This window comes from Amycolatopsis sp. 505, from assembly GCF_031625235.1.
Taxonomy (GTDB): Bacteria; Actinomycetota; Actinomycetes; order Mycobacteriales; family Pseudonocardiaceae; genus Amycolatopsis.
Map to the genome: position 1 here is coordinate 393,005 of NZ_JACKQP010000011.1, position 11,156 is coordinate 404,160.

Sequence of the window (11,156 nt, forward strand, 5' to 3'; positions counted from 1 at the left end):
ACCCGTTGTGCCGCCCGTCCAGCGTACGGGTGCGGGTGACACACCGGTGTCTCAAATTGAGACGCTCCCGGCCGCGCGGCGGCGGTGCGATGGGGTCATGGCCGCCGAGACGTACAACCCGTGGACGATCGTCAACCTGGTCTTCACCCACCTGGCCGAGCAGGGGCTGCACCCGACGCTGGGCGCCGCGGGCGACCCCGGCGAGCCCGCCGCCGCGCTGCTGCGCGCGTTCGGGATCGTCCCGGCCGCCGAAGGGGACGCCCGGGTGCGGGCCGGCGTCCACGACGAGCTGGCCGCGTTGCGCGCGCGGCTGCTCGACACGCCGCCGGGCCGCGGTTCTGTCTCAGATTGAGACCCGCGGCCACCGCGCGGGCCCGCCTAATGGTCAACGCCGGGCCGGCGAGCCGTGAATAAGGAGTGATCCATGAGTCGCCAGAGTGTGGCGAAAGCCCACCAGAAGATCCAGGAACTGTCGTGGGAACCGGCGTACCACACCCCGGTTTCGCACTACGGCACCGACTACACCTTCCGGAAGGCCAAGAAGAAGGACCCGTTGAAGCAGGTCCTCCGCTCGTACTTCCCGATGCAGGAGGAAAAGGACCACCGGGTCTACGGCGCCGAGGACGGCGCGATCCGCGGCAACATGTTCCGCCAGGTCCAGGAACGCTGGCTGGAGTGGCAGAAACTGTTCCTGTCGATCATCCCGCTGCCGGAGATCTCCGCCGCGCGGGCGATGCCGCTGCTGTTCCGCACGGTCCCGAACCCGGAACTGCACAACGGCCAGGCGATCCAGATGATCGACGAGGTCCGCCACTCGACGATCCAGCAGAACCTCAAGCGCCTGTACATGCAGAACTACATCGACCCGGCGGGCTTCAACTCGAGCCTGCGCAACTTCCAGAACGACTACTGCGGCACCATCGGCCGCCAGTTCGCCGAAGGTTTCATCACCGGGGACGCCATCACCGCGGCGAGCATCTACCTGACCATCGTCGCCGAAACGGCGTTCACGAACACGCTGTTCGTCGCCATGCCCGCCGAAGCCGCCGCGAACGGCGACTACCTGCTGCCCACGGTGTTCCACTCGGTCCAGTCCGACGAATCGCGGCACATCAGCAACGGCTACGCGACCCTGCTGATGGCGCTGTCCGACGAAAGCAACCACCAGCTGCTCGAACGCGACCTGCGGTACGCGTGGTGGAACAACCACGCCGTCGTCGACGCCGCGATCGGCACGTTCATCGAATACGGCACCAAGGACCGCCGCAAGGACCGCGAAAGCTACGCGGAGATGTGGCGCCGCTGGATCTACGACGACTACTACCGCTCCTACCTGGTCCCGCTGGAGAAGTACGGGCTCGTCATCCCGCACGACCTGATCGAGGAAGCCTGGAACCGGATCTGGAACAAGGGCTACGTCCACGAGGTCGCGCAGTTCTTCGCCACCGGGTGGCTCGCCAACTACTGGCGGATCGACCCGATGACCGACGAAGACTTCGAGTGGTTCGAGTACAAGTACCCGGGCTGGTACGACAAGTACGGCAAGTGGTGGGAGAACTACAACCGCCTCGCGACGCCGAACGGGCACCACCCGATCGTCGCCGAGGACGTCGACTACGTGTACCCGCACCGCTGCTGGACCTGCATGGTGCCGTGCCTGATCCGCGAGGACATGGTGGTCGACCAGGTCGACGGCCAGCACCGGACGTACTGCTCGGAGACCTGCCGCTGGACCGACGCCGAGGCGTTCCGGCCCACCTACCAGGGCCGCAACACCCCGAACATGGGCCAGCTGGTCGGCGCCCGCGAGTGGGAGACGCTCTACCACGGCTGGAACTGGGCCGACGTCGTCTCCGACATGGGCTTCGTCCGCGACGACGGCAAGACCATGGTCGCCCAGCCGCACCTGGACCTCGACCCGAAGAAGATGTGGACGCTCGACCACCTGCGCCGGATGCCCGAAGTGCAGTCGCCGAACGTGCTGCTGAACCGGATGACCGACGCCGAGCGTGCCGCGTTCGTCGCCGACTACAACCGCCAGGGTCCGGCCGGGCGCCCCGCGCCGCAGGCCTGAGACGGAAGGGCCTGGCATGGCGGAGAAACACCGCGTCCGGTTCGAGCCGGTCGGGATCGAGATCGACGTCGCCGAGGACCAGACGATCCTGCGGGCCGCCGCCGAGCAGGGCGTGATGCTCATGCACGGCTGCAAGGAAGGGCAGTGCGCGGCCTGCAAGTCGTTCCTCCTCGACGGTGACGACGTCGAACACGACCGGTACTCGACCTTCGCGCTTCCCGACTACGAGAAGGAGGAAGGCTTCACGCTGCTGTGCCGGGCCCACGCCTACGAAGACCTGACGATCGAGCTGCTCAACTACGACGAGGAGATGATCCAGTCCGGCCTGCCGATCCAGGAGGCCGACGTCGAGGTCGTCGCCAACGATCCGGTGACGCACGACCTCCGGCATCTGGTGGTGCGGCTCGACGGCGACCTGAAGTTCTTCCCCGGGCAGTACCTGGACTTCGCGATCCCGGGCACCGAGGAGACGCGGTCGTTCTCGATGGCCAACACCTCCGCGCGCGACGGCCTCCTGGAGTTCGTCATCAAGATCTACCCCGACGGGCTGTTCTCCCGATTCCTGGCCGACGGAGTCGCGGTCGGCGACCGGCTCCGGGTGACCGGCCCGTTCGGGGTGTTCACCTTGCGGGACAACCCGGGCGCGGACCTCGTGTTCGTCGGCGGTGGGGCCGGGATGGCGCCGATCCTGTCCCTGCTGCGGTCGATGGCCGAGCGCGGGATCGACCGGAAGGCCGTCTTCTACTACGGCGCCCGCCGCCGCCACGACCTCTGCTTCGAGGCGGAACTGCGGGCGCTCGAAAAGAAGCTGCCGTCTTTCCGTTACGTCGCCGCGCTGTCCGAGCCGGGCGACGCCGGCTGGACCGGCGAAACCGGCTTCGTCACCGACGTCCTGCGCCGGGCCGGCGTCGATCTGAGCGGTGCCGACGCCTACGTCTGCGGGCCGCCGCCGATGGTCGAGGCCGCGCTGGAGCTGCTGCCCGCACTCGGCGTCGCGGACAAACGCGTCTTCTACGACAAGTTCACCACCACGGGCGAAGGGTAGGAAACCCATGACAGCCACCTCCGAACGCAGCGTGCCCAAGCCGGCGTTCACGGACGCCGAGGCGGGTGCGAAGGTCTTCCCGGACTCCACGGCCCGCCAGTACAACTACTTCACCCCGGCCAAGCGCAAGCAGAGCCACTACGAGGACGTCACCGTCGAGGTCCAGCCCGACCCGCGGCACTACCTGTCGCAGGGCTGGCTCTACGCCTTCGCCGACGGCCAGGGCGGCTACCCGCTGGAGTGGACCGCGCTGAAGGCGTGGGGCTCCGACCGCCCGCTGCCCGAGCGCGGCCCGGGCTCCGGCGGCAAGGGCTACGACTGGCCGGCGCACGGCTGGCACGAGTTCCGCGACCCCAACGAGGAGTGGGAGCTCACGCTCTACCGGTACAACGCGAACGTCGTGCGCCAGCTGAACCAGAACATCGACGCCGCGCGCCAGGCGAAGGCGTTCGAGCAGTGGAACCGCAACTGGGTCGACTTCGTCGCCAAGCACGTCGGCGCGTGGATGCACGTCGACCACGGCCTGGGTCTCTACCTGTTCGCCAACGCCAACCGCCGCGCCCCGACGAACATGCACAACAACGCGATCTCCGTGAACAGCATGCACCGGATCCGCGCGGCGCAGGACCTGGCCCTCTACAACCTCACGCTGACCGAGGAGATCGAGGGCTTCGACGGCACCGCCCACCTGTCCACGTGGAACGAAGATCCCGCCTGGCAGGGCGTGCGGGAGACCGCCGAGCAGCTGACCGGGATCTGGGACTGGGGCGAGGCGATCTTCGCCGCGAACGTCGTCTTCGAACCCCTGGTCGGCGAATTGTTCCGCAGCAACCTGGTCCAGCAGGCCGCGCCGGCGAACGGCGACTTCGTCACCCCGACGCTGATCGGCGCCGAGGAGTTCGACTTCTCCGAACGCGACCTCCGCTACACGAAACCGCTGTTCCACCTGCTGATCAACGACAAGGAGTTCGCCGACCACAACAAGGCGCTGCTGCAGAAGTGGCTCGAGGACTGGGTGCCGAAGAGCATCGCCGCCGCCCGGGCGCTGCAGCCGCTGTGGTCGCAGCCCGACGCCAAGCCGATCCGGTTCGAGGACGGTCTCGACCGCGTGAAGAGCCGGTTCGCCGGCATCCTGTCCGAATTGGGCCTCAAGGCACCCGAGGAGCTGGGCCAGTGACCATCTTCAAAACTGCGGAAAGCCCGTTCAAGGCCGACAACACCGCGTCCAACATGTGCGGCTTCACCCTGATGAACAACCAGGTGGGCGCGATCATCGCGGAAGTGATGGGCACGAAGGACAACGTCACCATCACCCCGCTGCCTTCGATGATCCGGGTCGACGCCGTCGGCCGCATGGACGTCGTCTACGCCGAGGTCGACGAGGCCGCCGGCGAGGAGGAGGGCTGGTTCACCGCGGCCGAGTTCGAGGAGAGCATGTCCACCCACTACGGGCGGATGATCCACGAAGACGACCGCACGATCATGTTCGCCAACCCCGAGGACGCGGCCGAATACCTCGACTTCGACCTCAAACCGATCAAGTAGGACCCAGCACTCGATCCGGCTCAGGAGGATCAGGAAATGTACGAAAAAGACGGCGAGAAGTATTTCGTGGTGGACGCCCACACCCACTTCTGGGACGCGAGCCCGGAGAACTGGGTGGAGGGGCAGGAGGAATACGCCAAGGGCTGGATCGAGTGCTTCCACGCCTACCAGGGGCTCGGCCCGAAGGAGACGCACTGGCCGCTCGACCGGTTCCAGAAGTACTCCGAGGAACTGATGATGCACGACCTGTTCGAGGCCGGGCACGTCGACACGGCCGTCTTCCAGCCGACCAACCTGCGGCAGTGGTACAAGAACGGCTTCAACACGACCGAAGCGGACGCGGCGCTGGCCGAGAAGCACCCCGGCAAGTTCCTCGTCAACACGACCTTCGACCCGCGTGAAGGCGACGAGGGCCTGAAGGCCCTGGAAGAGCGTGTCAAGCGGTACGGCTGCAAGGGCGTCAAGCTCTACACGGCCGAGTGGCGCGGCGACTCCCGCGGCTGGAGCCTCAAAGACCCGGAAACCGCGCGCTACCTGGAGAAGTGCGAGGAACTCGGCGTCACGAACATCCACATCCACAAGGGACCGACGATCTGGCCCCTGGACAAGGACGCGTTCGACGTGTCCGATGTGGACTACGCGGCGACGAACTTCCAGGGCCTCAACTTCATCGTCGAGCACGTCGGCCTGCCGCGCATCGAGGACTTCTGCTTCATGGCCACCCAGGAGCGGAACGTCTACGCGGGGCTCGCCGTCGTGGTCGGCGGCCTGATGCACGCCCGGCCGAAGTTCTTCGCCAAGGTCATGGGCGAGCTGATGTTCTGGCTCGGCGAGGACAAGCTCGTCTTCGGCGCGGACTACGCGATCTGGGAACCGAAGTGGCAGGTCGAGGGCTTCGTCGACTGGAACATGCCGTCCGACGAAGAGCTGTCGGACTTCCCGCCGCTGACCGTCGACCAGAAGAAGAAGATCCTCGGGCTGAACGCGGCCCGCCTGTACGGCATCGACGTCCCGGAGGAACTGAAGCTGGCGAATCCGAAGGACGTCGAGCCCGTCGGCGTGCCGAACCCGTGACCGCCGTGGTGACCGGGCCCCGCGCCGCCGTGTGGGCCGCGCTGGGCACCGTCCGGGATCCCGAACTGGACGAACCCCTCACCGACCTGGGATTCGTGGCCCGCTGCGAGGTGAGCGCCGCGGGCCACGCCGTCGTCCGGCTGCGGCTGCCGACGTACTTCTGCGCGCCGAACTTCGCGTTCCTGATGGTCGCGGACGCCTACGACGCCGTGGCCGGGGTGCCGGGCCTGACCGGGCTCGACATCCGGCTCGACGACCACTTCGCGTCCGACGTCATCAACCGCGGGGTCGCGGCCCGGCAGGGGTTCGTCGCGTCGTTCGACGGCGAGGCCGTCGACGAACTCGACACGCTGCGGTACGACTTCGTCCGCAAGGCCGTCCTGGCCGGCACCGACCGCGTCTGCCGGTCCCTCGGCCGGGACCCGGCGGCGCTGACCCTCGGCGACCTCCCGCCGAGCCCGGACCTCGACCGGCTGCGGGCCCGCCGCCGCGAGCTCGGCCTGCCCGCCGAGGACGGCGACCCGCTGCTGCTCGACCCGGCGACCGGGCGAGCGGTGTCCGCGGCCGAGGCGAAGCGCCACCTGGCGTTCGCGCGGCTGACCCGCACGAGCATGGAGGCCAATTCGGGCGTCTGCCGCGGCATGCTGCGCGCGCGGTACGCCCTGACCAGCGAAGAGGAGGGCACGGGATGAAGGCCGTGCGGCTGCAGAAGTACCATCAGCACCCGGTGATCGAAGACGTCCCGGAGCCGCGCGCGACCGGACCCTTCGACGTCGTGGTCAAGATCGGCGGCGCCGGCGTGTGCCGCACCGACCTGCACATCATCGAGGAGCAGTGGGCCGAGAAGTCCGGCGTCGCACTGCCGTACACGATCGGCCACGAGAACGCGGGCTGGGTGCACGAGGTCGGCCCGGCGGTGACGAACGTCGAGGTCGGCGACACGGTCATCCTGCACCCGACGCCGACCTGCGGGCTCTGCCACGCCTGCCGGGCGGGCGACGACATGCACTGCCCGAACGGGAGCTTCCCCGGCATCAGCAGCGACGGCGGGATGGCCGAGTACCTGCTGACGTCGGCGCGGGCGTGCATCAAGCTCGATCCGTCGACCGAGCCGTCCGACGTGGCTGCCTTGGCCGACGCGGGGATCACCGCCTACCACGCGGTGCGCAAGGCCGTCCCGCACCTGTACCCGGGCACCACCTGCGTCGTCAACGGCGCCGGCGGCCTCGGGCACATCGGCATCCAGTCGCTGAAGGCGCTGACCGCGACCCGCGTGATCGTGGTCGACCGCAACGCCGACGCCCTCGACCTGGCGGCCACCCTGGGCGCCGACGAGACCGTGCTGGCCGACGGCAAGCAGGTCGAAGCCGTGCTCGACCTGACCGGTGGCAACGGCGCCGAGGTCGTCCTCGACTTCGTCGCCGAGCAGGGCGCCCAGCAGGACGCCTTCGCGATGACGCGGCGCGCCGGGTCGCACTTCGTCATCGGCTACGGCTCGAACATCGAGATCCCGACGATCGACATCATCTCGACCGAGCGCAACATCATCGGCAACCTCGTGGGCACCTACAACGACCTCGTCGAGCTGATGGTCCTGGCCGAAGCCGGCAAGGTCACCCTCCACACGAAGAAGTACCCCCTGGACGCGGCGCTCGACGCGCTGGCCGACCTCGACGCCGGGCGCGTGCGCGGCCGCGCGATCCTCACCCCCTAGGAGCGGCAGATGGCGAAGGAACTGCGGTTCGGCTCGGACGCCCGCGACCTGCTGCTGGCGGGCGTCGACAAGCTGGCCGAAGCGGTCAAGTCCACGTTGGGCCCCAAGGGCCGCAACGTGATCATCGAGAAGATCACCGGCTCGCCGGTGGTCACCAACGACGGTGTCACCATCGCCCGCGAGATCCACCTGAAGAACCAGTTCGAAAACATGGGTGCGCAGCTGGTCAAGGAAGCGGCGATCAAGACCAACGACGTCGTCGGCGACGGCACCACCACCGCGACCGTGCTCGCCCAGGCCATCGTCCGCGAAGGCATGCGGGCGATCTCGAGCGGCGGCAACCCGGTACTCGTCAAACGCGGCATCGACCACGCGGTCGGGCTGCTGGTGGCGCACCTGGAGAAGCAGGCCCACCCGGTGGTGTCCGAACAGGACTACGCGCGGGTGGCGGCGATCTCGGCCAACGACGACGACGCCGTCGGCGCGGTCATCGCCAAGGCCCTGCACACCGTCGGCGACGGCGGTGTGGTGACCGTCGAGGAGTCGCCGTCGATCGGGATGAGCGTCGAGTTCGTCGAAGGGTTCGAGTTCGACAACGGCTACCTCTCGCCGTACCTGGTCACCGACCCGGGCCGGCTGGAAGCGGTGCTCGACGACCCGTACATCCTGATGTGCGCGGAGAAGATCACCAAGGTGCAGCAGCTGATGCCGTTGCTGGACAAGGTGATGCGGGCACCCCGGCCGCTGGTGGTGATCGGCGAGACGGTCGAGGGCACGGCGCTGTCCATGCTGGTGCACAACCACATGAACGGCACGTTCCAGTCGGTCGCGGTCCGCGCGCCCGGCTTTGGCGACCGGCGGCTGCACAAGCTGGAGGACCTCGCGGCCATCGTCGGCGGCGCGGTGCTCTCGCGGCAGTCCGGGTTCACGATGGAGACGATGACCCTGGAGCACCTCGGCCGCGCCAAGCAGGTCCGGGTCACCGAGAACCGCACCACCATCGTGGGCGGCGCGGGCTCGTCGGAAGCGGTGGACTTCCGGGTCGGGCAGCTGCGCGCGGAGCTCGAGCGCGCGCAGTTCGGCGTCGACGAGGACGTCCTGACCGAGCGGATCGGCGCCCTCACCGGCAAGGTCGCGGTGGTCCGGGTCGGCGCGGCCACCCCGGCCGAGCTGAAGGAACTGCAGCACCGGGTCGAGGACGCCCTGTCGGCGACCCGGGCGGCGATGGCCGAGGGCATCGTGGCCGGCGGGGGAGCGGCGCTCCTGCACGCCGAAAAGGCCCTGGAAGGCCTCGGCTTGGACGGCGACCAGGCCATCGGCGTCGAGATCGTCCGGCGGGCCCTGGCCGAACCGGCGTTCCTCATCGCGCACAACGCGGGCCACCCGGCGCACGAGATCGTCGCGCGGACCCGGGAACTGGGCGACGACGAAGGCTTCGACGCCCTGCACGACCGCTACGGGGACATGATCGCCCTCGGCGTCGTGGACCCGCTGCGGGTGTGCCGCTCCGCCGTGCAGAACGGGGCTTCGGTGGCCGGTCTGCTGCTCACGACGAACTCGCTGATCGCCGAGGAACAGACCCCGTGGGGCGGCAGCCCGGCCCTGATGACCGAGTTCGGCCCGCTGGACGAAGGCCTGCACCAGCCGTCGCCCGACGCCAGCACGCCGCAGTCCCTCGGGATGGGCCCCTCCGTCGGCTGAGCTCTCCCGGCCCGCGGAGTGCGGAGGTCTTCCCGCCGGTGTCCTGAGCCCCCGGCGGGAAGACCTCCGGCTCAGGGAGCGAGGCCGTGGCGCGCCAGTTCGTGCCCGGCCAGCTTCGCGATGACGTCCCGGTCCCGCTCCCGCCAGCCGGTGGCCGGCTCGCCCACCGAAGCCAGGCGGTGCAGGGGCTGCGTCGCGAGGGCGCGCAGGGCCAACAGGTCCAGCCCTTCGTCGCCGAGGGCCCGCAGCCGCGCGGCCGAGGTGGCGCGGCGCGTGTAGTGCCAGCGCAGCGGCAACCACGACACCAGGAGCGTCAGCACGGGCAGGGCGATGATGACCGCCGCCAGCCACCAGGCCAGGTTCTCGACGGCCTCGATCTGCCAGTGGCCGGCGTCCGTGAGCTTCGTGCCGACGTCCGAACCGCCGTGCAGGGCCTTGGCCAGGGCGTCCCCGACGAGCGGGAGGCCGTCGGCGGAGTTCGCCGCGGAGTCGAACGTGCCGCGCAGGCCGGTGCCGGCGTCGACCAGCCCGTCCCCGGGTGCCCGCAGTTTCATGACCTGGTCGTACACCGACGTGCCCAGCCACACCGCGATGACGACGAGCAGCACGGCCAGGAGGTCGCTGACGAGCTGGGCGGTCCGGCGGATCGGCCGTTCGGCGTAGAGCTGCATCGAGGACGCCTTTCGCGGTGGGGGAGCGCGGCCACGGCAACGTACCCGGGTCCCGGCCGGGCGAACCGGGCGCGGCGGCCTATGACACCTGTCATGGCGTTTTCCGGCCCGGTGTGCTCTCATGGGACTATGACCACTGTCATAGAGGTCGCGGACCGTGCGCAGGTCGCCACGCTGGTCGCGGCCTGCTCGCCGGAGAGTCTCCGGCGCCGGTTCATGATGGGCGGCCCAGCCCGGCCCGCCGATGTTTTCGAGCGGTACGAACGGTTTTTGCTCGCCGGTGTCGCGTTGCTGGCCTTCCGCGACGGCGCTCCGGCCGGGCTGCTCAACTTCGTCTCGGAGACGCCGGGGGAAGCGGAAATCGGGATCCTCGTCGCCGACGCGTGGCAGCGGCAGGGGGTCGCCAGTGCGCTGAGCCGGTGGCTGTGGGCGTCCGGGCGCTGGCCGGGCTGGACCGTGCGGGCCACCGTGCAGGCCGGGAACACCGGCGCCGAGGCGCTGCTGCTGGGTCAGGGGTTCCGGCCGGTGCCGTCCTACGAGCGCGGTGAACGGGACTTCGCGCTGGTCGTGCCGGACTGGGCTACCATGACGGACGTCATGAAGGAGGAAGCCGATGACCAGGACGCCGCGCGAGCGGATGGTGCTCAGCGCCGCGCAGCTGGTGCGGATCCACGGTGTCGGGGCGACCGGCATGCGGGACGTGGTCGCCCACGCCGAAGCCCCGCGGGGGTCCCTGCAGCACTACTTCCCGGGCGGTAAGGACCAGCTGATCGCCGAAGCCGTCACCTGGGCCGGCGACTACGCCGCCCGCCGCGTGGCTCGCGTCGCGGCCAAGCTCGCCGACCCGACCCCGGGGAACCTCTTCGCGGCGATGGCCGCCCAGTGGACCGACGAGTTCACGACGTCCGGCTTCGACGCAGGCTGCCCCTTGGTGGCGACGGTCGCGGACACGGCCGCCACCAGCGACAGCCTGCGCGAAGCGGTGGGCAAGGCGTTCGAGGGCTGGCAGCGCCCGGTCGCGGCGACCCTCGAGCAGCTGGGCGTGCCCACGACCCGCAGCGCGTCCCTGGCGGTGCTGATGCTCAGCGCCCTGGAGGGCGCGATCGTCCTGGCGCGGGCGCACCAGGACGTCGCACCCCTCGAGACGGTGGTCGAGGAGCTGCGTCCGCTGCTCGACGGCGCCGTGGCCAAGCGGCGCCGCCGGGCCTAGACGAGTGATGCGTAACTCGGTTAGTGGTCGTAGGCGGTCAGGGATCGGGTGATGGGTTGGCTGGTGGTGCGGTTGTGCCAGATGGCGGCGGTCAACGCGAGGAGGCGTTGGGCGACGCGGAC

12 protein-coding genes and 1 pseudogene are annotated in these 11,156 nt (G+C 69.4%); 11 read left to right on the plus strand and 2 right to left on the minus strand.

Annotation, left to right across the window (positions count from 1 at the left end; genetic code table 11):
* Window positions 1–97 precede the first annotated feature (97 nt).
* The 9 genes from H5965_RS37290 to groL all read left to right on the plus strand — a co-directional run bounded on the left by H5965_RS37290 (window position 98) and on the right by groL (window position 9,153).
* Window positions 98–352 carry a hypothetical protein gene (locus tag H5965_RS37290; RefSeq protein ID WP_310975740.1) on the plus strand — a complete coding sequence of 85 codons (255 nt, stop codon included), beginning with the start codon at window positions 98–100 and terminating at the stop codon, window positions 350–352.
* A 72-nt stretch (window positions 353–424) separates the two neighbouring features.
* Window positions 425–2,074, plus strand: a complete 1,650-nt coding sequence (locus H5965_RS37295; RefSeq protein WP_310975741.1) for a methane monooxygenase — start codon at window positions 425–427, stop codon at window positions 2,072–2,074.
* Window positions 2,075–2,090: 16 nt separating this feature from the next.
* The gene (locus H5965_RS37300; RefSeq protein ID WP_310975742.1) at window positions 2,091–3,119 is read left to right on the plus strand and encodes a 2Fe-2S iron-sulfur cluster binding domain-containing protein; all 1,029 of its coding nucleotides are present in this window, start codon (window positions 2,091–2,093) and stop codon (window positions 3,117–3,119) included.
* 7 nt (window positions 3,120–3,126) lie between these two features.
* Window positions 3,127–4,296, plus strand: a complete 1,170-nt coding sequence (locus tag H5965_RS37305; RefSeq protein ID WP_310975743.1) for a toluene hydroxylase — start codon at window positions 3,127–3,129, stop codon at window positions 4,294–4,296.
* Window positions 4,293–4,664 (plus strand): propane 2-monooxygenase effector subunit MimD, encoded by a 372-nt coding sequence (mimD, locus tag H5965_RS37310; RefSeq protein ID WP_310975744.1) that lies wholly within the window; start codon window positions 4,293–4,295, stop codon window positions 4,662–4,664. The genes H5965_RS37305 and mimD overlap by 4 nt, the downstream gene beginning before the upstream one ends.
* Window positions 4,665–4,700: 36 nt before the next feature.
* The gene (locus tag H5965_RS37315) at window positions 4,701–5,738 is read left to right on the plus strand and encodes an amidohydrolase family protein (RefSeq protein ID WP_310975745.1); all 1,038 of its coding nucleotides are present in this window, start codon (window positions 4,701–4,703) and stop codon (window positions 5,736–5,738) included.
* Window positions 5,735–6,430 carry an iron-sulfur cluster assembly protein gene (locus tag H5965_RS37320; RefSeq protein ID WP_310975746.1) on the plus strand — a complete coding sequence of 232 codons (696 nt, stop codon included), beginning with the start codon at window positions 5,735–5,737 and terminating at the stop codon, window positions 6,428–6,430. Before H5965_RS37315 ends, H5965_RS37320 begins: the two co-directional genes overlap by 4 nt.
* Window positions 6,427–7,452, plus strand: coding sequence for an NAD(P)-dependent alcohol dehydrogenase (locus H5965_RS37325; protein WP_310975747.1), 1,026 nt, complete (start codon window positions 6,427–6,429; stop codon window positions 7,450–7,452). Before H5965_RS37320 ends, H5965_RS37325 begins: the two co-directional genes overlap by 4 nt.
* Before the next feature lie 9 nt (window positions 7,453–7,461).
* Window positions 7,462–9,153: a chaperonin GroEL gene (groL, locus tag H5965_RS37330; protein WP_310975748.1), complete on the plus strand. Its 1,692-nt coding sequence runs from the start codon at window positions 7,462–7,464 to the stop codon at window positions 9,151–9,153.
* Between the two features lie 71 nt (window positions 9,154–9,224).
* On the opposite strand, the gene H5965_RS37335 is transcribed toward groL, so the two are convergent.
* Window positions 9,225–9,824 (minus strand): hypothetical protein, encoded by a 600-nt coding sequence (locus tag H5965_RS37335; protein ID WP_310975749.1) that lies wholly within the window; start codon window positions 9,822–9,824, stop codon window positions 9,225–9,227.
* Window positions 9,825–10,043: 219 nt separating this feature from the next.
* On the opposite strand from H5965_RS37335, the gene H5965_RS46250 reads away from it, so the two are divergent.
* A complete protein-coding gene (locus tag H5965_RS46250) occupies window positions 10,044–10,583 on the plus strand; it encodes a GNAT family N-acetyltransferase (protein ID WP_396136980.1) in 540 nt (179 codons plus the stop codon).
* On the plus strand, window positions 10,525–11,034 hold the full coding sequence (locus H5965_RS37340) for a TetR family transcriptional regulator C-terminal domain-containing protein (RefSeq protein WP_396136981.1): 510 nt from the start codon (window positions 10,525–10,527) through the stop codon (window positions 11,032–11,034). Before H5965_RS46250 ends, H5965_RS37340 begins: the two co-directional genes overlap by 59 nt.
* A 20-nt stretch (window positions 11,035–11,054) precedes the next feature.
* Here the strand turns inward: H5965_RS37340 and H5965_RS37345 are convergent.
* Window positions 11,055–11,156: pseudogene (locus H5965_RS37345) on the minus strand (IS982 family transposase); the annotation flags it as partial.

Bases quoted from the DNA above. Each gene is read 5' to 3' on its own strand.
- H5965_RS37290 (WP_310975740.1), top strand. From the start codon at position 98: ATGGCCGCCGAGACGTACAACCCGTGGACGATCGTCAACCTGGTCTTC.
- H5965_RS37295 (WP_310975741.1), top strand. From the start codon at position 425: ATGAGTCGCCAGAGTGTGGCGAAAGCCCACCAGAAGATCCAGGAACTG.
- H5965_RS37300 (WP_310975742.1), top strand. From the start codon at position 2,091: ATGGCGGAGAAACACCGCGTCCGGTTCGAGCCGGTCGGGATCGAGATC.
- H5965_RS37305 (WP_310975743.1), top strand. From the start codon at position 3,127: ATGACAGCCACCTCCGAACGCAGCGTGCCCAAGCCGGCGTTCACGGAC.
- H5965_RS37315 (WP_310975745.1), top strand. From the start codon at position 4,701: ATGTACGAAAAAGACGGCGAGAAGTATTTCGTGGTGGACGCCCACACC.
- H5965_RS37325 (WP_310975747.1), top strand. From the start codon at position 6,427: ATGAAGGCCGTGCGGCTGCAGAAGTACCATCAGCACCCGGTGATCGAA.
- groL (WP_310975748.1), top strand. From the start codon at position 7,462: ATGGCGAAGGAACTGCGGTTCGGCTCGGACGCCCGCGACCTGCTGCTG.
- H5965_RS37335 (WP_310975749.1), bottom strand. From the start codon at position 9,824: ATGCAGCTCTACGCCGAACGGCCGATCCGCCGGACCGCCCAGCTCGTC.
- H5965_RS46250 (WP_396136980.1), top strand. From the start codon at position 10,044: ATGGGCGGCCCAGCCCGGCCCGCCGATGTTTTCGAGCGGTACGAACGG.